The organism is Trabulsiella odontotermitis (genome assembly GCF_001188485.1).
Taxonomy (GTDB): domain Bacteria; phylum Pseudomonadota; class Gammaproteobacteria; order Enterobacterales; family Enterobacteriaceae; genus Trabulsiella; species Trabulsiella odontotermitis_A.
Map to the genome: position 1 here is coordinate 1 of NZ_JNGH01000013.1, position 20,214 is coordinate 20,214.

The 20,214-nt window shown below is 54.1% G+C and carries 21 protein-coding genes and 1 pseudogene; 18 read left to right on the forward strand and 4 right to left on the reverse strand.

Features of this window, described 5'->3' with window-relative positions; genetic code table 11:
- A partial coding sequence (locus tag GM30_RS23460; protein ID WP_193391756.1) for a LamB/YcsF family protein occupies nt 1-130 on the forward strand: 130 nt, incomplete at its 5' end.
- Between the two features lie 47 nt (nt 131-177).
- Here GM30_RS23460 and GM30_RS00900 read toward each other — a convergent pair.
- Nucleotides 178-1,464 carry a citrate synthase gene (locus GM30_RS00900; protein ID WP_049847120.1) on the reverse strand — a complete coding sequence of 429 codons (1,287 nt, stop codon included), beginning with the start codon at nt 1,462-1,464 and terminating at the stop codon, nt 178-180.
- Nucleotides 1,465-1,669: 205 nt separating this feature from the next.
- Nucleotides 1,670-1,777 (reverse strand): hypothetical protein, encoded by a 108-nt coding sequence (locus GM30_RS27765; RefSeq protein ID WP_420340985.1) that lies wholly within the window; start codon nt 1,775-1,777, stop codon nt 1,670-1,672.
- 324 nt (nt 1,778-2,101) lie between these two features.
- Here GM30_RS27765 and sdhC point away from each other — a divergent pair, with 324 nt between their 5' ends.
- The 6 genes and pseudogenes from sdhC (at nt 2,102) to odhB (ending at nt 9,593) form a co-directional block, all read left to right on the forward strand.
- Entirely contained in the window at nt 2,102-2,506 is a 405-nt protein-coding gene (gene sdhC, locus GM30_RS00905; RefSeq protein ID WP_049847121.1) for a succinate dehydrogenase cytochrome b556 subunit, read from the forward strand.
- Entirely contained in the window at nt 2,500-2,847 is a 348-nt protein-coding gene (sdhD, locus tag GM30_RS00910) for a succinate dehydrogenase membrane anchor subunit (protein WP_049847122.1), read from the forward strand. The genes sdhC and sdhD overlap by 7 nt, the downstream gene beginning before the upstream one ends.
- Nucleotides 2,847-4,613, forward strand: coding sequence for a succinate dehydrogenase flavoprotein subunit (gene sdhA / locus GM30_RS00915; RefSeq protein WP_049847123.1), 1,767 nt, complete (start codon nt 2,847-2,849; stop codon nt 4,611-4,613). The genes sdhD and sdhA overlap by 1 nt, the downstream gene beginning before the upstream one ends.
- A 15-nt stretch (nt 4,614-4,628) precedes the next feature.
- Nucleotides 4,629-5,345, forward strand: coding sequence for a succinate dehydrogenase iron-sulfur subunit SdhB (gene sdhB / locus GM30_RS00920; protein WP_049847124.1), 717 nt, complete (start codon nt 4,629-4,631; stop codon nt 5,343-5,345).
- Nucleotides 5,346-5,582: 237 nt separating this feature from the next.
- Entirely contained in the window at nt 5,583-8,390 is a 2,808-nt protein-coding gene (gene sucA / locus GM30_RS00925) for a 2-oxoglutarate dehydrogenase E1 component (protein ID WP_049847125.1), read from the forward strand.
- Nucleotides 8,391-8,404: 14 nt separating this feature from the next.
- A pseudogene (odhB, locus tag GM30_RS00930) lies at nt 8,405-9,593 on the forward strand (2-oxoglutarate dehydrogenase complex dihydrolipoyllysine-residue succinyltransferase).
- A gap of 2 nt (nt 9,594-9,595) precedes the next feature.
- On the opposite strand, the gene GM30_RS27515 reads toward odhB, so the two are convergent.
- A complete protein-coding gene (locus GM30_RS27515; RefSeq protein WP_272948247.1) occupies nt 9,596-9,724 on the reverse strand; it encodes a hypothetical protein in 129 nt (42 codons plus the stop codon).
- Between the two features lie 21 nt (nt 9,725-9,745).
- On the opposite strand from GM30_RS27515, the gene sucC reads away from it, so the two are divergent.
- A complete protein-coding gene (gene sucC, locus GM30_RS00935) occupies nt 9,746-10,912 on the forward strand; it encodes an ADP-forming succinate--CoA ligase subunit beta (protein ID WP_049847126.1) in 1,167 nt (388 codons plus the stop codon).
- Nucleotides 10,912-11,781, forward strand: coding sequence for a succinate--CoA ligase subunit alpha (sucD, locus tag GM30_RS00940; RefSeq protein ID WP_049847127.1), 870 nt, complete (start codon nt 10,912-10,914; stop codon nt 11,779-11,781). The genes sucC and sucD overlap by 1 nt, the downstream gene beginning before the upstream one ends.
- 86 nt (nt 11,782-11,867) lie before the next feature.
- Here sucD and GM30_RS26905 read toward each other — a convergent pair whose 3' ends face one another.
- Entirely contained in the window at nt 11,868-12,095 is a 228-nt protein-coding gene (locus GM30_RS26905; RefSeq protein WP_238582586.1) for a hypothetical protein, read from the reverse strand.
- A gap of 963 nt (nt 12,096-13,058) precedes the next feature.
- Here GM30_RS26905 and GM30_RS00950 point away from each other — a divergent pair.
- The 9 genes from GM30_RS00950 to tolA all read left to right on the forward strand — a co-directional run.
- On the forward strand, nt 13,059-14,258 hold the full coding sequence (locus GM30_RS00950) for a fimbrial protein (protein WP_162212965.1): 1,200 nt from the start codon (nt 13,059-13,061) through the stop codon (nt 14,256-14,258).
- Between the two features lie 678 nt (nt 14,259-14,936).
- Entirely contained in the window at nt 14,937-16,505 is a 1,569-nt protein-coding gene (cydA, locus tag GM30_RS00955) for a cytochrome ubiquinol oxidase subunit I (protein ID WP_049847129.1), read from the forward strand.
- Nucleotides 16,506-16,520: 15 nt separating this feature from the next.
- A complete protein-coding gene (cydB, locus tag GM30_RS00960) occupies nt 16,521-17,660 on the forward strand; it encodes a cytochrome d ubiquinol oxidase subunit II (RefSeq protein WP_049847130.1) in 1,140 nt (379 codons plus the stop codon).
- A 14-nt stretch (nt 17,661-17,674) separates the two neighbouring features.
- On the forward strand, nt 17,675-17,779 hold the full coding sequence (cydX, locus tag GM30_RS23470) for a cytochrome bd-I oxidase subunit CydX (protein WP_072091820.1): 105 nt from the start codon (nt 17,675-17,677) through the stop codon (nt 17,777-17,779).
- Nucleotides 17,779-18,072 carry a cyd operon protein YbgE gene (ybgE, locus tag GM30_RS00965; protein ID WP_049847131.1) on the forward strand — a complete coding sequence of 98 codons (294 nt, stop codon included), beginning with the start codon at nt 17,779-17,781 and terminating at the stop codon, nt 18,070-18,072. The genes cydX and ybgE overlap by 1 nt, the downstream gene beginning before the upstream one ends.
- 149 nt (nt 18,073-18,221) lie before the next feature.
- The gene (ybgC, locus tag GM30_RS00970; RefSeq protein ID WP_049847132.1) at nt 18,222-18,626 is read left to right on the forward strand and encodes a tol-pal system-associated acyl-CoA thioesterase; all 405 of its coding nucleotides are present in this window, start codon (nt 18,222-18,224) and stop codon (nt 18,624-18,626) included.
- Nucleotides 18,623-19,315: a Tol-Pal system protein TolQ gene (gene tolQ / locus GM30_RS00975; protein ID WP_124965809.1), complete on the forward strand. Its 693-nt coding sequence runs from the start codon at nt 18,623-18,625 to the stop codon at nt 19,313-19,315. The genes ybgC and tolQ overlap by 4 nt, the downstream gene beginning before the upstream one ends.
- Before the next feature lie 3 nt (nt 19,316-19,318).
- Entirely contained in the window at nt 19,319-19,747 is a 429-nt protein-coding gene (gene tolR, locus GM30_RS00980; protein ID WP_038159699.1) for a colicin uptake protein TolR, read from the forward strand.
- 37 nt (nt 19,748-19,784) lie between these two features.
- Nucleotides 19,785-20,214: cell envelope integrity protein TolA (tolA, locus tag GM30_RS00985; protein ID WP_155483888.1), on the forward strand; the 430-nt coding region annotated here is incomplete at its 3' end.

Consider the following 20,214-nt stretch of genomic DNA (forward strand, 5'->3'; position numbering starts at 1 on the left):
GTGGGCGCCGGTGCGCGCCCAGACCGTCTGTTTGCATGGCGATGGTGCGCAGGCGCTGGCGTTTGCCCGCCGTCTGCGCGCGGCGTTTGCGGAATATAACATCACTGTCAGCGCCGGATTCAGGGCATAAAAAAACCGGGGCGCGATTGTCCCCGGTTCAGTCAGACCGCTACGTGCTTAGCGTTTCTTCAGGTTAGATTCAAATTCACGTTTGTCGTAGCCGGTATACAGCTGACGCGGTCGTGCAATTTTCATCCCTTCGGTGTGCATTTCGTTCCAGTGCGCAATCCAGCCAACGGTACGCGCCATGGCGAAGATCACGGTGAACATGGAAGACGGAATGCCCATCGCTTTCAGAATAATGCCAGAGTAGAAATCGACGTTCGGGTAGAGTTTCTTCTCAATGAAGTACGGGTCGTTCAGCGCGATGTGTTCCAGCTCCATCGCCACTTCCAGCAGATCGTCTTTGGTGCCCAGCTCTTTCAGTACCTGGTGGCAGGTGTCGCGCATTACGGTGGCGCGCGGATCGTAGTTCTTGTACACGCGGTGACCGAAGCCCATCAGGCGGAAAGAGTCGTTCTTATCTTTCGCTCGACGGACGAATTCCGGAATGTGCTCAACAGAGCTGATTTCTTCCAGCATTTTCAGGGCTGCTTCGTTGGCGCCGCCGTGTGCCGGTCCCCACAGGGAGGCAATACCTGCCGCGATACAGGCAAACGGGTTCGCGCCCGAGGAGCCTGCTGTACGTACCGTGGAGGTCGAGGCGTTCTGTTCGTGATCGGCGTGCAGGATGAGGATCCTGTCCATCGCACGTTCCAGCACCGGGTTCACTTCATACGTTTCGCACGGCGTGGAGAACATCATATTCAGGAAGTTACCCGCGTAGGAGAGATCGTTGCGCGGATAAACAAACGGCTGGCCGATAGAATATTTGTAACACATCGCTGCCATGGTTGGCATTTTGGAGAGCAGGCGGAACGCGGCAATTTCACGATGACGCGGATTATTAACATCCAGTGAATCGTGATAGAACGCCGCCAGCGCACCGGTAATCCCGCACATCACCGCCATCGGATGCGAATCGCGACGGAACGCATGGAACAGACGGGTGATCTGCTCGTGGATCATGGTATGACGGGTGACGGTGGTTTTGAATTCGTCGTATTGCGCCTGCGTCGGTTTTTCGCCGTTCAGCAGGATGTAACACACTTCCAGATAGTTAGACTCAGTGGCTAACTGATCGATGGGAAAACCGCGATGCAGCAGGATACCTTCATCACCATCAATAAAAGTGATTTTGGATTCGCAGGATGCGGTAGAGGTGAAGCCAGGGTCAAAAGTAAACAGTCCTTTTGAACCTAACTTGCGGATATCAATAACATCTTCACCGAGCGTGCCCTTTAGCACATCCAGTTCGAGAGCAGTATCACCGTTGAGGGTGAGCGTTGCCTTAGTATCAGCCATTACGGTCTCCTTAGCGCCTTATTGCTTAAGACTGCCGGATGCCGGATTCGCATTCTGACTGTTCATTACCGTTACCGAAATTGTTATTTGGCTCGCCGCTCTGTTTCAGAGGAGAAACCAGGGTACAGAGCAAAGGGCGCTGGGTGGTAGACGGTCAATTTACAGCGAAACAACAGCAAATCAGGGTCTTAGCAGTCCGTGTCATTCAAACCTGTATATCACTAATAACTGTCCTGATCACTTCGGTCAATACCGACACACTGTTACATAACTTATATTCAGGTGAAAGCATGACCTCATAACTTTTACGCATTATATGACTTTTCTGGTGATGGTTGTAACAATAATGTTTAATATTTGTCAAATCAGCTGATTAAAATTTAAAAAAATGTTGTTATCGTGATATCGATCACTGTTCCGCATAAAACCCGACAAACTATATGTAGGTTAATTGTAATGATTTTGTGAACGGCCTATACTGCCGCCAGGTCTCCGGAACACCCTGCTAATCCCGAGCCACCCAGCGTTGTTTTGTGTCGTATTTGCTTCTGAAAGGGAGTTTTAACATGACGCTTAGTTATAGTAAGGACGCTGCTTGACCCGCACGCAGACCGGAGGAAGGAATAATAAGAACAGCATGTGGGCGTTATTCATGGTAAGAAATGTGAAAAAACAAAGACCTGTCAACCTGGATCTCACAACGATTCGGTTTCCTGTAACGGCGATAGCGTCCATTCTCCATCGCGTCTCCGGTGTGATCACGTTCGTGGCCGTCGGTATTCTGCTGTGGTTGCTGGGCACCAGCCTCTCCTCTCCTGAAGGTTTCCTCGTCGCCAGCTCCATCATGAGCAGCATCTTCGTTAAGTTCATTATGTGGGGCATCCTCACTGCACTGGCGTACCACACCGTGGTCGGTATTCGCCATCTGCTGATGGACTTTGGCTACCTGGACGAAACCCTCGAAGCAGGGAAACGCTCCGCCAACATCTCTTTTGTTATTACTGTCGTGCTTTCACTTCTCGCAGGAGTCCTCGTATGGTAAGCAACGCCTCAGCATTAGGACGCAACGGCGTACATGACTTCATTCTGGTTCGTGCTACCGCTATCGTTCTGACCCTCTACATCATCTACATGGTTGGCTTTTTCGCCACGAGCGGCACGCTGACCTGGGAAGTCTGGTCGGGTTTCTTCTCCTCCGGGTTCACCAAAGTCTTTACCCTGCTGGCCCTGTTTTCCATCTTGATTCATGCCTGGATTGGCATGTGGCAGGTATTGACCGACTACGTTAAGCCCCTGGCCGTGCGCCTGATTCTGCAACTGCTCATCGTGGTTGCGCTGGTGGTTTACGTGATTTATGGATTTGTTGTGGTGTGGGGTGTGTAATGAAACTGCCAGTCAGAGAATTTGATGCTGTTGTCATCGGCGCAGGTGGCGCAGGTATGCGCGCGGCGCTGCAAATTTCCCAGAGCGGCCAGACCTGTGCGCTGCTCTCTAAAGTCTTCCCGACCCGTTCCCATACCGTTTCCGCGCAGGGTGGCATCACTGTGGCGCTCGGTAATACCCATGAAGATAACTGGGAATGGCACATGTATGACACCGTGAAGGGGTCAGACTATATCGGCGATCAGGACGCTATCGAATATATGTGTAAGACCGGCCCGGAAGCGATTCTGGAGCTGGACCACATGGGTCTGCCGTTCTCCCGTCTGGAAAATGGCACCATTTATCAACGTCCGTTTGGCGGCCAGTCGAAAAACTTCGGTGGCGAGCAGGCGGCACGTACCGCAGCAGCCGCTGACCGTACCGGTCACGCCCTGCTGCACACGCTGTATCAGCAGAACCTGAAAAATCACACCACGATTTTCTCCGAGTGGTATGCGCTGGATCTGGTGAAAAACGCAGATGGCGCGGTGGTGGGTTGTACCGCACTGTGCATCGAAACCGGTGAAGTAGTGTACTTCAAAGCCCGCGCGACCGTGCTGGCGACCGGCGGTGCAGGCCGTATCTATCAGTCCACCACCAACGCGCACATCAATACCGGTGACGGCGTGGGGATGGCTATTCGCGCTGGTGTGCCGGTGCAGGATATGGAAATGTGGCAGTTCCACCCGACCGGCATCGCCGGTGCCGGCGTTCTCGTGACCGAGGGCTGCCGTGGTGAGGGGGGTTACCTGCTGAACAAACACGGCGAGCGCTTCATGGAGCGGTATGCGCCGAACGCGAAAGACCTGGCGGGTCGTGACGTGGTGGCGCGTTCCATCATGATCGAAATCCGTGAAGGTCGCGGCTGCGACGGCCCGTGGGGTCCGCACGCGAAGCTGAAACTCGACCATCTGGGTAAAGAAGTTCTGGAATCCCGTCTGCCGGGCATTCTGGAGCTGTCCCGTACCTTCGCTCACGTTGACCCGGTGAAAGAGCCGATCCCGGTTATCCCGACCTGCCACTACATGATGGGCGGTATTCCGACCAAAGTGACCGGCCAGGCGCTGACCGTGAACGAGCAGGGCGAAGACGTGGTGATCCCGGGCCTGTTCGCGGTCGGTGAAATCGCCTGCGTATCCGTACACGGCGCTAACCGTCTGGGCGGCAACTCGCTGCTTGACCTGGTGGTGTTCGGTCGTGCGGTGGGTCTGCATCTGCAGGAGTCGATTGCCGAGCAGGGTACACTGCGTGACGCCACCGACGATGAAATTGACGCTTCCCTTGAGCGCCTCAACCGCTGGAACGGTAACCGTAACGGCGAAGATCCGGTGGAAATCCGTAAAGCGCTGCAGGAATGTATGCAGCACAACTTCTCCGTGTTCCGCGAAGGCGACGCGATGGCCAAAGGGCTTGAGCAGTTGAAGGCTATCCGCGAGCGTCTGAAAAATGCCCGTCTGGATGACACGTCCAGCGAGTTCAACACCCAGCGCGTTGAATGTCTGGAGCTGGATAACCTGATGGAAACCGCGTTCGCGACGGCGATGTCGGCAAACTTCCGTACCGAAAGCCGTGGCGCACACAGTCGCTTCGACTTCCCGGATCGTGATGACGAAAACTGGCTGTGCCATTCCCTGTATCTGCCAGAGTCGGAAACCATGACGCGTCGTAACGTCAATATGGAACCGAAACTGCGTCCGGCGTTCCCGCCGAAGATTCGTACTTACTAATGCGGAGACAGGATAATGAAACTCGAATTCTCAGTTTATCGTTATAACCCGGATGTCGACGACGCTCCGCGCATGCAGGATTACACCCTCGAGGCGGAAGAAGGTCGCGACATGATGCTGCTGGATGCGTTAATCCAGCTGAAAGAAAAAGATCCGACACTGTCGTTTCGTCGTTCCTGCCGTGAAGGGGTCTGTGGCTCCGACGGCCTGAACATGAACGGCAAAAATGGCCTTGCGTGCATCACGCCGATTTCGGCGCTGAACCAGCCGGGCAAGAAAATTGTCATCCGTCCTCTGCCAGGGCTGCCGGTGGTGCGCGATTTGGTGGTAGACATGGGGCAATTCTATGCACAATATGAGAAGATTAAGCCTTACTTGTTGAATAATGGGAAGAATCCACCGGCTCGCGAGCATTTACAGTCGCCAGAGCAGCGTGAAAAACTCGATGGTCTGTACGAGTGTATTCTTTGTGCCTGTTGTTCAACGTCTTGCCCGTCGTTCTGGTGGAACCCGGACAAGTTCATCGGCCCGGCGGGTCTGCTGGCGGCGTATCGTTTCCTGATCGACAGCCGCGATACCGAAACCGACAGCCGACTGGAAGGGCTGAGCGATGCTTTCAGCGTATTCCGCTGCCATAGCATTATGAACTGCGTCAGTGTATGTCCTAAGGGGCTGAACCCGACGCGCGCCATCGGCCATATTAAGTCGATGCTGCTGCAGCGCAGTGCGTAAGTAAAAACGCCGGATGGCGCTGCGCTTATCCGGCCTACTGTTACGTAGGCCCGGTAAGCGTAGCGCCACCGGGCAAGTTGCAGAAACCTTTAAAAACTGCCCTGAAGTCTAGACAGTTTCTAAAGGTTCCTTCGCGGGCCAAATGAAAAGAGCTCGCAGGTGAACCCCGGCACGTACACCCAGATGTGCGTGGTAGTTTCTACGGCGAAATAAGCATTAAATGCTTAAGGGATCACGATGCAGAACGGCGCAATGAAAGCCTGGCTGGACTCTTCTTACCTCTCTGGTGCGAACCAGAGCTGGATAGAACAGCTCTATGAAGACTTCTTAACCGATCCTGACTCTGTTGACGCTAACTGGCGTTCTATGTTCCAGCAACTGCCTGGTACCGGAGTCAAACCCGATCAATTTCATTCCAAAACACGTGATTATTTCCGTCGTCTGGCGAAGGATGCCTCACGTTACACTTCCTCGATTTCAGACCCCGACACCAATGTGAAGCAGGTAAAAGTCCTGCAGCTCATCAACGCCTATCGCTTCCGTGGCCACCAGCATGCGAATCTCGATCCGCTGGGGCTGTGGAAACAGGATCGCGTCGCGGATCTCGATCCGTCGTACCACGATCTGACTGAGGCCGATTTCCAGGAAAGCTTTAACGTAGGTTCTTTTGCCATCGGCAAAGATACGATGCAGCTTGGCGACCTGATTGAGGCGCTGAAGCAAACCTACTGCGGCTCCATCGGCGCGGAATATATGCATATTACTTCCACGGAAGAAAAACGCTGGATCCAGCAGCGCATTGAATCCGTGGTGGGCCATGCGACGTTCTCGGCGGACGAGAAAAAACGTTTCCTGAATGAATTAACCGCTGCCGAAGGGCTGGAGCGCTATCTGGGCGCGAAGTTCCCGGGCGCGAAACGTTTCTCCCTCGAAGGGGGCGACGCGCTTATCCCGATGCTCAAAGAGCTCATCCGCCACGCTGGCAACAGCGGCACCCGCGAAGTGGTGCTGGGCATGGCGCACCGCGGTCGTCTGAACGTGCTGATCAACGTGCTGGGTAAAAAACCGCAGGATCTGTTCGACGAATTCGCCGGTAAGCATAAAGAACACCTCGGCACCGGTGACGTGAAGTACCACATGGGCTTCTCGTCTGACATCGAAACCGAAGGCGGCCTGGTTCACCTGGCGCTGGCGTTTAACCCGTCGCACCTCGAGATTGTCAGCCCGGTAGTTATCGGTTCCGTCCGTGCGCGTCTCGACCGTCTCGACAATCCGAGCAGCAACATGGTGCTGCCTATCACCATTCACGGTGACGCGGCCGTGACTGGTCAGGGCGTGGTTCAGGAAACCCTGAACATGTCTAAAGCGCGTGGTTACGAAGTGGGCGGTACCGTCCGTATCGTGATCAACAACCAGGTGGGCTTCACCACGTCTAACCCGCTGGATGCGCGTTCCACGCCGTACTGCACCGACATCGGTAAAATGGTGCAGGCGCCGATTTTCCACGTGAACGCGGACGATCCGGAAGCGGTGGCTTTCGTGACCCGTCTGGCACTGGATTTCCGTAATACCTTCAAACGCGATGTGTTCATCGACCTGGTGTGCTACCGCCGTCACGGCCATAACGAAGCCGACGAGCCGAGCGCAACCCAGCCGCTGATGTACCAGAAAATCAAAAAACACCCGACGCCGCGTAAGCTTTACGCTGACAAACTCGAGCAGGATAAGGTGACGACGCTGGAAGATGCGACCGAGCTGGTCAATCTCTACCGCGACGCGCTGGATGCGGGTGAATGCGTGGTGAAAGAGTGGCGTCCGATGAACATGCATTCGTTCACCTGGTCACCGTACCTCAACCACGAGTGGGATGAGAGCTACCCGAACAAGGTGGAAATGAAGCGCGTGCAGGAGCTGGCTAAACGCATCAGCACGGTACCGGAAGCCATCGAAATGCAGTCCCGCGTGGCGAAAATCTACAGTGACCGTCAGGCCATGGCAGCCGGTGAGAAACTGTTCGACTGGGGCGGCGCGGAAAACCTGGCGTACGCTACACTGGTTGACGAAGGCATTTCCGTGCGTCTGTCTGGTGAGGACTCTGGCCGCGGCACCTTCTTCCACCGTCATGCGGTGATCCACAACCAGTCCAACGGCTCAACCTACACGCCTCTGCAGCACGTGCATAACGGCCAGGGCGAGTTCAAAGTCTGGGACTCCGTGCTCTCTGAAGAGGCGGTACTGGCGTTTGAATACGGTTATGCGACCGCAGAACCGCGCACCCTGACCATCTGGGAAGCGCAGTTCGGCGACTTCGCCAACGGCGCACAGGTGGTTATCGACCAGTTCATCAGCTCCGGCGAGCAGAAATGGGGCCGTATGTGCGGTCTGGTGATGCTGCTGCCGCACGGCTACGAAGGGCAGGGTCCGGAACACTCGTCGGCGCGTCTGGAGCGTTATCTGCAGCTTTGCGCTGAGCAGAACATGCAGGTGTGCGTTCCGTCCACCCCGGCGCAGGTTTACCACATGCTGCGTCGTCAGGCGCTGCGCGGTATGCGCCGTCCGCTGGTGGTGATGTCACCGAAATCGCTGCTGCGTCACCCGCTGGCGGTCTCTTCGCTGGATGAGCTGGCAAACGGCACGTTCCTGCCGGCGATTGGCGAAATCGACGAGCTGGATCCGAAAGCCGTGAAGCGCGTTGTGATGTGCTCTGGTAAGGTTTATTACGACCTGCTGGAACAGCGCCGCAAAAGCGATCAGAAAGATGTCGCCATCGTGCGTATCGAACAGCTCTATCCGTTCCCGCATCAGGCGATGCAGGAAGCGCTGAAACCATATACTCACGTTCATGATTTTGTCTGGTGCCAGGAAGAGCCGCTCAACCAGGGCGCATGGTATTGCAGTCAGCATCATTTCCGTGAAGTGATTCCATTTGGGTCCGCCCTGCGTTATGCAGGTCGCCCGGCCTCCGCCTCACCGGCGGTAGGGTATCTGTCCGTTCACCAGAAACAACAGCAAGATCTGGTTAATGACGCGCTGAACGTCGATTAATTAAAGGATAAATAATGAGTAGCGTAGATATTCTTGTTCCCGACCTGCCTGAATCCGTTGCAGACGCGACCGTCGCGACCTGGCATAAAAAACCAGGCGACGCGGTAACCCGTGATGAAGTGCTGGTAGAAATCGAAACTGACAAAGTGGTACTGGAAGTACCGGCGTCGACGGACGGCATTCTGGATGCAGTGCTGGAAGACGAAGGCACCACCGTGACTTCTCGTCAGATCCTCGGCCGCCTGCGCGAAGGTAACAGCTCTGGTAAAGAGTCTGGTGCCAAATCCGAGGCGAAAGAGTCTACTCCGGCACAGCGCCAGCAGGCGTCTCTGGAAGAGCAAAACAACGATGCGCTGAGCCCGGCGATTCGTCGTCTGCTGGCTGAGCACAGCCTGGACGCCAGCGCCATTAAAGGCACCGGTGTTGGCGGTCGTCTGACCCGTGAAGATGTGGAAAAACATCTGGCGAAAGCACCGGCGAAAACCGAAAGCAAAGCGCCAGCCGCCGCTGCAGCGCCTGCTGCTGCTCAGCCTGCGCTGGGTTCCCGCAGCGAAAAACGCGTGCCGATGACCCGCCTGCGTAAGCGCGTGGCCGAGCGTCTGCTGGAAGCGAAGAACTCCACCGCCATGCTGACCACGTTCAACGAAGTCAACATGAAGCCGATTATGGATTTGCGTAAGCAGTACGGTGAAGCGTTTGAAAAACGTCACGGCATCCGTCTGGGCTTTATGTCCTTCTACGTGAAAGCGGTGGTTGAAGCCCTGAAACGCTTCCCGGAAGTGAATGCGTCCATCGATGGCGATGATGTGGTTTACCACAACTACTTTGACGTCAGCATGGCGGTTTCCACGCCGCGCGGCCTGGTGACCCCGGTGCTGCGTGATGTTGATCTGCTGGGCATGGCTGACATCGAGAAAAACATCAAAGAGCTGGCGGTGAAAGGCCGTGACGGCAAACTGACTGTTGACGATCTGACCGGCGGTAACTTCACCATCACCAACGGCGGCGTCTTTGGCTCCCTGATGTCTACGCCGATCATCAACCCGCCGCAGANNGGTTAACGGCAAGGTAGAAATTCTGCCAATGATGTACCTGGCGCTCTCCTACGACCACCGTCTGATCGATGGCCGCGAGTCTGTGAGCTTCCTGGTCGCGATTAAAGAGCTGCTGGAAGATCCGACTCGTCTGCTGCTGGACGTGTAGTTTTAGATGGTTTTGCCCGGCGGCACTTCGCTTGCCGGGCCTACAAACGCATCACCTGCCTTGTAGGCCGGGTAAGCGTAGCGCCACCCGGCGCGAACCTGATACCGATCTGCAAGCTTAATGATAACCATTACTAAGAATGGATAGAACGCATGAACTTACATGAATATCAGGCAAAACAACTGTTTGCCCGCTATGGTTTACCTGCGCCAGTGGGCTACGCCTGTACCACGCCGCGTGAAGCTGAAGAAGCTGCCTCTAAAATCGGTGCGGGTCCGTGGGTCGTGAAATGTCAGGTTCACGCAGGTGGCCGCGGTAAAGCGGGCGGCGTGAAAGTCGTTAAGAGCAAAGAAGAAATTCGCGCTTTTGCTGAGCACTGGCTGGGCAAACGCCTCGTGACGTATCAAACAGACGCTAACGGCCAGCCGGTCAACCAGATCCTCGTGGAAGCGGCGACCGATATCGATAAAGAGCTGTACCTGGGCGCGGTTGTTGACCGTAGCTCCCGCCGTGTGGTCTTCATGGCTTCCACCGAAGGCGGCGTGGAAATCGAAAAAGTTGCGGAAGAAACCCCGCACCTGATCCATAAAGTCGCGCTGGATCCGCTGGCCGGCCCGATGCCGTACCAGGGTCGCGAACTGGCGTTCAAACTGGGTCTGGAAGGTAAACAGGTTCAGCAGTTCACAAAAATCTTCATGGGCCTGGCGACTATTTTCCTTGAGCGCGACCTGGCGCTGATCGAAATCAACCCGCTGGTGATCACTAAGCAGGGCGACCTGATTTGCCTCGATGGCAAGCTGGGCGCTGACGGCAACGCGCTGTTCCGCCAGGCTGAACTGCGCGAAATGCGCGACCAGTCTCAGGAAGATCCGCGTGAAGCGCAGGCGGCACAGTGGGAACTGAACTACGTGGCGCTGGATGGCAACATCGGCTGCATGGTTAACGGTGCGGGCCTGGCAATGGGCACCATGGACATCGTTAAGCTGCACGGTGGTGAACCGGCAAACTTCCTGGACGTGGGCGGCGGCGCGACGAAAGAGCGCGTGACCGAAGCGTTCAAAATCATCCTCTCCGATGACAATGTTAAAGCGGTACTGGTTAACATCTTCGGCGGCATCGTGCGTTGCGACCTGATCGCTGACGGCATCATGGGTGCGGTAGAAGAAGTGGGCGTTAACGTTCCGGTGGTTGTCCGTCTGGAAGGTAACAACGCTGAACTGGGCGCGAAGAAACTGGCTGACAGCGGCCTGAATATTATTGCAGCGAAAAGTCTGACGGATGCCGCTCAGCAGGTAGTTGCCGCAGTGGAGGGGAAATAATGTCCATTTTAATCGATAAAAACACCAAGGTTATCTGCCAGGGTTTCACCGGTAGCCAGGGGACGTTCCACTCTGAACAGGCGATTGCTTATGGTACGCAGATGGTTGGCGGCGTGACGCCAGGCAAAGGCGGCACCACGCATCTGGGCCTGCCGGTGTTCAACACCGTACGTGAAGCCGTAGAAGCCACTGGCGCGACCGCGTCGGTTATCTACGTTCCGGCACCGTTCTGCAAAGATTCCATTCTGGAAGCGATCGACGCAGGCATCAAACTGATTATCACCATCACCGAAGGTATTCCGACGCTGGATATGCTGACCGTGAAAGTGAAGCTGGATGAAGCTGGCGTGCGCATGATCGGCCCGAACTGCCCAGGCGTTATCACCCCGGGCGCGTGCAAAATCGGCATCATGCCGGGTCACATTCACCAGCCGGGTAAAGTGGGCATCGTCTCCCGTTCCGGTACGCTGACGTATGAAGCGGTTAAGCAGACCACCGATTATGGCTTCGGCCAGTCCACCTGTGTGGGCATCGGCGGCGACCCGATTCCGGGCTCCAACTTCATCGATATCCTGAAGATGTTCCAGGAAGATCCGCAGACTGAAGCGATCGTGATGATCGGTGAAATCGGCGGCAGCGCGGAAGAAGAAGCGGCCGCTTACATTAAAGATCACGTGACCAAACCGGTGGTGGGTTACATCGCGGGTGTGACCGCGCCGAAAGGCAAGCGTATGGGCCACGCAGGCGCCATCATCGCTGGCGGCAAAGGTACGGCAGATGAGAAATTCGCAGCTCTTGAAGCGGCGGGCGTGAAAACCGTTCGCAGCCTGGCCGACATCGGCGAAGCGCTGAAAGCCATCATTAAGTAATAATCCTCTCAGCTCCCCGGAAGGGGAGCTTTATATACCCTAAATGTCCGATTTCGACATGGTTGGCCGCTGAGAAGCGGCCTTTTTTACATCACAATACTGACACCCGCGAATAGCGTGAATTTGGGTACGCCATCCCCCTGATGCTCGACCGTCCACTGCGGCTCAATAAACGCGCTTACCACGTTTCCGCCCATCTTCCAGGCGCGCCCACCGCCCAGCCCGACGGGGATGTAGTAATCGTCATTTTCCCGGTTAAACGACCAAATCCCTGAGGTGCGCAGATACCAGCCCTGCGGCAGTTTATAGATCACAATGGGCTGAAACGTCGCGGTTTCCACGTCGCGACGGGCATCGTCCCCGGCGAAGCTTTTTTGCCACTGCACCAGCGTGCCCGCCATCCATTGTGGCGTGGATTTCATGACGATGGCGGATAACCCGGCCTGCCATTTCCCGCTGCCGAGTTCGTCTTCCGACGCGGTGCTGGCGGGGGTCAGCGGGGCNGCCAACGCCGATTCTGACACCGTCCTGTTTAAGCAGAAAAATATCGAACAGATTGATATCGCCGAGCCCGGTGCTGTAACCCTGCGGTTGTGGGCGAGTGGCCAGCGGTACGGTCATGCGTAAAATCTGCGGTACCGGCACCCAGTCGTTGGCGGCAACCGGCACGGTGGCGCGAAACAGGGTGTCGTGGGTATGTCGGTCGCTGCCATACAGTTCCGGCGTGTAATAATCCTGAACGGCGACCGAGGTGGATAAATGTAGCGGGTTGGTGGCTTTCTCGATGGCATCGGGTTCGTCGGCCTGACTTATTGCAGGCAGCAGCATGAGCAGGCCGATGACCCCTGGTAACGTGCGCATTGTCGTCTCCTGATGTGAAATAGTCGTCCGTTGTTTTAATAACGCCCTATTAATAAGAGATAATCGTAGCGAAAAAAAGAACGTTATTTACGCGGGGCATCCATTACGTGAATAGAATGATTTATTAATTCCCTGAATGATGATTATCATCATAAGTATTAAGATGTTAGCGTTAATAATTGATGGTGTAATATTATTAAAACCATGGGCTAATATAAATTATTTTACAAAAAAGAACAGGGCGACATATTTCCGACGACATAACGATGAATGCTAATTAGTTTAATTAAAGTGTAAATTCAGAAATTCGAAAATATCACACAACATACCGGAGTATTATTCTCCCGGGAATTAACATTAGTCCTGACCATACGAATATAATATTAATATCGAGACACATTATTATGAGGCGCGATGTGAAAATAAAAGCGATTTTCCTTTTTTTGCTTACGGCGTTATGGAGCGCGCAAAGCGGGGCATATTTGACGGAAAGATATGCCTCCGGTCCCACAAACTGCGTGAGGAGCACATCTGCATCCCCTATTGCCGCTTATACGGAAACCAACTTCCCCTATACCCTGGATACTTCGCTATTGCGAACGCTCGGTAACGGTCAGTATCTGATGCTAGTAAATCCGGTTGCTGAACGCTATTTTAACGGTTTCGGAGGGGCGTCGTCATTTGTCAAAACGTGCAGCAATCTCGGAGAACCACAATCTCAGATCACGGTGCGTTATGAGCCGGAAGAGGGCAGCCAGTTGATAACTATTAAAGAAAACTCGGTTGTTAACTTACTCAATTTAGGCAGTACTGGGATTGATGAAGACAGCAACGGATTGCTGGCGCCGAGTTCGATACCGGGACTTTTTTTTATGCTGACGGAACGGATGAATATGATGTATCCCCCCGTTAGAGTGGTGCATAAAGACGATTTGAAAGAAGCTGCAATTTGGGGAGGGCCGATGCTGCCTGTTGTGAATAATCAGTTTCGCGGGTTCCCGAAAGGTACCGTCGTAGCTTCAACACCAATTTATAAAATCCTTGTGACCGATGAGAATGAGCAGGGCGCGACTCATGGTACCGAATTTATACAATATAAATGGTATTCATCCGCAATGGATATTCAACTCACTGCTTCTTGTATGTATACGCTGTCAGATAATGGTGTGGTGGATTTTGGTTCTGTCGCGGCGGGCGACGTGACCGGCAGTACGGTCGATCGTAATAGCGCCCGGCAGGTAAAACAGATGACGCTCAATATGGACGATTGCTACGGCGTCGATAAGGTCAAAACGACGGTCACAGCCACCAACAACACGCCGGTGCTGGAAAACGGTCTGGTGCTGGGTAACAATGTGGGCACCGGTCCGCAACATGTCGGCGTCGCGATACGCGTTAACCCGCAGTACAGAAACAAAGATGGATCTAATGATAACGCCGGTAAAGATCTCTACTTCAATTCAAGCAATCCTCTGACCTGGACCTTCGGCAATACCTACACCACCAACGCAATGAGCAAAAATATTACGCTTGATGTTTACCTGCTGCCGTCCGGCGGCGCGGTGACCCCCGGCGATTACCACGGTACCGCCACCATCATGATGGATTTTGTCTGAAAACCACGCTGTCCTTACCATAGCCACGCAACGCGTGGCTTACTTTTTATGATCATCACGCCGGGGTATTCATTAGAATGCTAAGAAAGGTAAAAACAAGGTCATCGTATATACGACAAAGGCACGGTAGCAAAATAATGTGAACCCGCTAACATTAATAATGTCCTGACCAGGGCAGGGCAGGGCAGGGAGAACCCTCGTTAAATAAAAATCCTTTCTTGAATATATTCTTTGCCACTCCGTAACGACAAATTTCTTATTTGCTACATATTATTAACAATAAATATACGCAGTTTACCACCCCTAAACACCATTAACAGAATCCGTCTGAATTGATATAAATCAATGTTTAAAGATTGGAAAATTCCTGGGAAAGGGGTAAATTGTCGCAGATCAATCTGGTGGAAACATGGCGCTCAAGCTATAAATTGATCAATGTCGAAAAACGTAAATTTTTTACTGTAAAAACCTGTTTATTGTAAGGGTTTTGCGGCGTAATATAATTGCGTATCAATTTGGTTTTTTTATTAACGCGTTTGTAACCTTTAATGATTGTCGTTTCCTCTTGCAGGAACACAGCAACAACGTTGGAAACAATTTAATTGTATTGGGGCATGTGTGTGAACCGCTCAGATGGGTTCATTCTCGGAGTCTTCATGCGATGAGCAAGGAGTCATGATGTTAGATATAGTCGAACTGTCGCGCTTACAGTTTGCCTTGACTGCGATGTACCACTTCCTGTTTGTGCCGCTGACGCTTGGTATGGCGTTCCTGCTGGCCATCATGGAAACCGTGTACGTCCTTTCCGGCAAACAGATTTATAAAGATATGACTAAGTTCTGGGGCAAGTTGTTTGGTATCAACTTCGCTCTGGGTGTTGCCACCGGTTTGACCATGGAGTTTCAGTTCGGGACGAACTGGTCTTATTATTCTCACTACGTGGGAGACATCTTCGGTGCGCCGCTGGCCATTGAAGGTCTGATGGCTTTCTTCCTCGAATCCACCTTTGTAGGTCTGTTCTTCTTTGGTTGGGACCGTCTGGGCAAAGTCCAGCATATGGCGGTAACCTGGTTGGTTGCGCTGGGTTCTAACCTTTCTGCGTTGTGGATCCTCGTCGCGAACGGCTGGATGCAAAACCCGATCGCCTCGGATTTCAACTTCGAAACCATGCGTATGGAAATGGTGAGCTTCTCTGAGCTGGTGCTGAACCCGGTTGCTCAGGTGAAGTTTGTTCACACCGTCGCATCAGGTTATGTCACCGGGGCGATGTTCATCCTCGGTATCAGCGCCTGGTACATGCTGAAAGGTCGTGACTTCGCCTTCGCCAAACGTTCGTTTGCCATTGCAGCCAGCTTCGGTATGGCGGCAGTGTTGTCAGTTATCGTACTCGGCGACGAGTCCGGTTACGAAATGGGTGACGTACAAAAAACCAAACTCGCGGCGATTGAAGCCGAGTGGGAAACCCAACCTGCACCGGCAGCCTTTACGCTGTTCGGTATTCCCGATCAGGATGGTCAACAAAACCATTTCGCTATTCAAATCCCTTATGCGCTGGGGATCATCGCGACGCGTTCCGTGGATCAGCCTGTTGTCGGTCTGAAAGACCTGATGGTGCAGCATGAGAGCCGTATCCGTAACGGGATGACCGCCTACAAACTGCTGGAAGAGCTGCGCGCCGGTTCCACCGATCAGGCGGTCCGCGATCAGTTCAACAGCGTCAAGAAAGACCTGGGCTACGGCCTGCTGCTGAAGCGCTATACCGAGAATGTGGCGGATGCGACGGATGCACAAATCAAGCAGGCGACGAGAGATTCCATTCCTCGCGTTGCGCCGCTGTACTTCTCCTTCCGTATCATGGTGGCGTGTGGCTTCCTGATGCTGATCATCATCGCGGCGTCCTTCTGGGCCGTTATTCGTAACCGCATCGGTGATAAGAAATGGGTTCTTCGTGCGGCGTTCTACGGAATTCCGCTGCCGTGGATTGCCGTCGAAGCGGGCTGGTTTGTCGCTGAGTATGGTCGTCAACCGTGGGCTATCGGTGAAGTGCTGCCGACGGCAGTGGCGAACTCGTCGCTGACCGCAGGCGATATTATCTTCTCGATGGTACTGATCTGCGGCTTGTACACCCTGTTCCTGGTGGCTGAACTGTTCCTGATGTTTAAGTTCGCGCGCCTTGGCCCAAGCAGCCTGAAAACCGGTCGCTATCACTACGAGCAGTCCACCGTGGCTTCTCAGCCGGCACGCTAAGACAGGAGTCATCAAATGATCGATTATGAAGTATTGCGTTTTATCTGGTGGCTGCTGGTCGGTATTCTGCTGATCGGTTTTGCGGTCACGGACGGGTTCGACATGGGGGTGGGCATGCTCACCCGTTTCCTCGGTCGTAACGACACCGAGCGTCGAATCATGATCAACTCTATCGCACCGCACTGGGACGGTAACCAGGTGTGGCTGATCACCGCTGGTGGCGCGCTGTTTGCGGCCTGGCCGATGGTCTATGCCGCCGCGTTCTCCGGTTTCTATGTGGCGATGATTCTGGTCCTGGCGTCGTTGTTCTTCCGTCCTGTCGGTTTCGATTACCGTTCCAAGATTGAAGACGTTCGCTGGCGTGGCATGTGGGACTGGGGCATCTTCCTGGGGAGCTTTGTGCCGCCGCTGGTGATCGGCGTGGCGTTTGGCAACCTGCTGCAGGGCGTGCCGTTCAACGTTGACGAGTATCTGCGCCTTTACTACACCGGTAACTTCTTCCAGCTGCTGAACCCGTTCGGTCTGCTGGCAGGGATTGTCAGTGTGGCGATGATCCTGACGCAGGGCGCGACCTATCTGCAAATGCGTACCGTTGGCGAGCTGCATCTGCGTTCCAAAGCGACCGCGCAGGTTACGGCGCTGGTGACGCTGGTCTGCTTCGCACTGGCAGGTGTCTGGGTGGTTTACGGTATTGACGGCTACGTCGTTAAATCCGTGATTGACCATTCCGCGGCCTCTAACCCACTGACCAAAGAAGTGGCGCGTGAAGCGGGTGCATGGATGGTGAACTTCAACAGCGCACCTGTCCTGTGGCTGATTCCGGCACTGGGTGTGGTACTGCCGCTGCTGACCATTCTGACCGCGCGGATGGACAGAAGCGCCTGGGCGTTCCTGTTCTCGTCGCTGACCCTGGCCTGCATTATTCTGACAGCCGGTGTGGCGATGTTCCCGTTCGTGATGCCGTCCAGCACGATGATGAACGCCAGTCTGACCATGTGGGATGCGACCTCCAGCCAAATCACGCTGAACCTGATGACCTACGTTGCGATCATCTTCGTTCCGATTATCCTGGCGTACACCGCCTGGTGTTACTGGAAAATGTTTGGTCGCATTACCAAAGAACATATCGAAAGCAACACCCACTCTCTGTACTAAGTAAGGAGCAAATTATGTGGTACTTTGCATGGATTCTGGGGACGCTTCTGGCTTGTGCCTTTGGGGTGGTCACCGCGCTCGCACTGGAGCATGTTGAATCCGGACAAGACGATCATTAATGAAAAGTGTTATCGCGATGTTATACGCGGTAATGGATAAGGGCCCGTTAAGGGCCCTTTCCTTACTGATGGCACTGGTGCTGGCAGGCTGCATGTTCTGGGACCCGTCGCGCTTTGCGGCAAAGACCAGTTCGCTCACCATCTGGCACGGTCTGCTGCTGATGTGGGCGGTGTGTGCGGGGGTGATCCACGGCGTCGGTTTTCGTCCGAAAGCCCTTCACTGGCAGGGCATTTTCTGCCCGCTGATCGCCGACGTAGTATTGCTCGCCGGGCTGATTTTCTTCTTCGCCTGATTAAGAATCCTCCTTAATTTTTTATGGGCTTACTTTGGCCCATAAAAATTTACTCTCCGTTTACTTACACCCATTCCAAACCCTCTTGACCGCGCGTATAGTAGCGAAGTTTGAATGCTCTAAACTTTTTTGTATTACCGGGATGTAAAGTGAATACAACGCTATTTCGATGGCCGGTACGTGTCTACTATGAAGACACGGATGCCGGTGGCATGGTTTACCATGCCAGTTACGTCGCTTTTTATGAGCGAGCACGCACCGAGATGCTGCGCCACCATCACTTTAGCCAGCAGGTTCTGTTGGCAGAGCGCGTAGCTTTCGTGGTACGCAAAATGACGCTGGAGTATTTTGCGCCCGCGCGACTCGACGACATGCTCGAAGTCCAAACGGAAATAACATCGATGCGCGGAACCTCACTGGTTTTCACGCAGCGGATCGTCAACGCGGAGAATCAACTGCTGAATCAAGCAGAAGTCCTGATTGTCTGTGTTGATCCACTCTTAATGAAGCCTCGTGCGCTTCCCAAGTCTATTGTCGCGGAGTTTAAGCAGTGACTGACATGAACATCCTTGATTTGTTCCTGAAGGCTAGCCTTCTGGTTAAACTTATCATGTTGATTTTGATTGGTTTTTCAATCGCCTCCTGGGCCATCATTATCCAGCGTACCCGCATCCTCAATGCGGCAGGGCGCGAGGCCGAAGCGTTTGAAGACAAATTCTGGTCTGGTATTGAGCTTTCTCGCCTGTATCAGGAAAGTCAGGGGCGTCGCGATAATCTGACCGGCTCCGAACAAATTTTCTACAGCGGTTTCAAAGAGTTCGCCCGACTGCATCGCGCTAACAGCCATGCGCCAGAGGCGATTGTGGAAGGGGCGTCGCGTGCGATGCGTATCTCCATGAACCGCGAGCTGGAAACGCTGGAATCGCACATTCCGTTCCTCGGCACCGTGGGCTCCATCAGCCCGTACATCGGTCTGTTTGGTACCGTGTGGGGGATCATGCATGCCTTTATCGCGCTCGGCGCGGTGAAACAGGCGACGTTGCAAATGGTTGCGCCGGGTATCGCCGAAGCGCTGATTGCGACCGCTATCGGTCTGTTTGCGGCTATCCCTGCGGTCATGGCGTATAACCGCCTGAATCAGCGCGTCAACAAACTGGAACTGAACTACGACAACTTTATGGAAGAGTTCACCGCGATTCTGCATCGTCAGGCGTTTACCAGCAGCGAGAGCAACAAGGGGTAAACCATGGCCAGAGCACGTGGACGCGGGCGTCGCGAACTGAAGTCCGAGATTAATATTGTTCCGCTACTGGATGTGTTGTTGGTGCTGTTGCTTATCTTTATGGCGACTGCGCCAATCATTACGCAGAGCGTGGAAGTGGATCTGCCTGATGCGACGGATTCGCAAACGGTCAGCACGAATGACGATCCCCCGGTTATCGTTGAAGTTTCCGGTGTGGGTCAGTACAGCGTGAACGTTGGCCAGGAAAAGATGCCGCAATTGCCGCCGGAGCAGGTTGTTGCTGAAGCGCAGCGTCGTCTGGAGGCGAATCCGAAAACGGTCTTCTTAATCGGTGGCGCTAAAGATGTGCCATATGATGAAATTATTAAAGCGCTGAACCTGTTACACAGCGCCGGTGTGAAGTCGGTCGGTTTAATGACCCAGCCGATTTAACCCGGTGAAACAGGAACAAAGTTTTTGGGAACCGAGAGTGTCGAAGGCAACCGAACAAAACGACAAGCTTAAACGCGCGATCATCATTTCAGTAGTGCTGCATATCATTTTGATCGCACTGCTGATCTGGAGTTCGTTCGATGAGCATATAGATGCGTCTGCTGGCGGCGGCGGTGGTTCAGCCATTGACGCCGTGATGGTCGATCCCGGTGCGGTCGTCCAGAACTACGACAGACAGCAGCAGCAACAGGCCAGTGCCAGACGTGCTCAGGAGCAGCGTGAAAAACAGGCGCAGCAGCAGGCGGAAGAACTCCGTGAGAAGCAGGCCGCTGAGCAGGAACGTCTGAAGCAACTGGAAAAAGAACGTTTAGACGCGCAGGAAGCGGCGAAGAGCGCGCAGGAGAAGCAGAAGCAGGCTGAAGAAGCCGCCGCGAAAGCGGCTGCGGATGCCAAAGCAAAAGCGGAAG

Excerpts from the sequence above, each read along its gene's own strand:
- GM30_RS00900 (WP_049847120.1), bottom strand. The coding sequence starts at position 1,464 with ATGGCTGATACTAAGGCAACGCTCACCCTCAACGGTGATACTGCTCTC.
- GM30_RS27765 (WP_420340985.1), bottom strand. The coding sequence starts at position 1,777 with ATGCGTAAAAGTTATGAGGTCATGCTTTCACCTGAATATAAGTTATGT.
- sdhC (WP_049847121.1), top strand. The coding sequence starts at position 2,102 with ATGTGGGCGTTATTCATGGTAAGAAATGTGAAAAAACAAAGACCTGTC.
- sdhD (WP_049847122.1), top strand. The coding sequence starts at position 2,500 with ATGGTAAGCAACGCCTCAGCATTAGGACGCAACGGCGTACATGACTTC.
- sdhA (WP_049847123.1), top strand. The coding sequence starts at position 2,847 with ATGAAACTGCCAGTCAGAGAATTTGATGCTGTTGTCATCGGCGCAGGT.
- sdhB (WP_049847124.1), top strand. The coding sequence starts at position 4,629 with ATGAAACTCGAATTCTCAGTTTATCGTTATAACCCGGATGTCGACGAC.
- sucA (WP_049847125.1), top strand. The coding sequence starts at position 5,583 with ATGCAGAACGGCGCAATGAAAGCCTGGCTGGACTCTTCTTACCTCTCT.
- GM30_RS27515 (WP_272948247.1), bottom strand. The coding sequence starts at position 9,724 with ATGGTTATCATTAAGCTTGCAGATCGGTATCAGGTTCGCGCCGGGTGG.
- sucC (WP_049847126.1), top strand. The coding sequence starts at position 9,746 with ATGAACTTACATGAATATCAGGCAAAACAACTGTTTGCCCGCTATGGT.
- sucD (WP_049847127.1), top strand. The coding sequence starts at position 10,912 with ATGTCCATTTTAATCGATAAAAACACCAAGGTTATCTGCCAGGGTTTC.
- cydA (WP_049847129.1), top strand. The coding sequence starts at position 14,937 with ATGTTAGATATAGTCGAACTGTCGCGCTTACAGTTTGCCTTGACTGCG.
- cydB (WP_049847130.1), top strand. The coding sequence starts at position 16,521 with ATGATCGATTATGAAGTATTGCGTTTTATCTGGTGGCTGCTGGTCGGT.
- cydX (WP_072091820.1), top strand. The coding sequence starts at position 17,675 with ATGTGGTACTTTGCATGGATTCTGGGGACGCTTCTGGCTTGTGCCTTT.
- ybgE (WP_049847131.1), top strand. The coding sequence starts at position 17,779 with ATGAAAAGTGTTATCGCGATGTTATACGCGGTAATGGATAAGGGCCCG.
- tolR (WP_038159699.1), top strand. The coding sequence starts at position 19,319 with ATGGCCAGAGCACGTGGACGCGGGCGTCGCGAACTGAAGTCCGAGATT.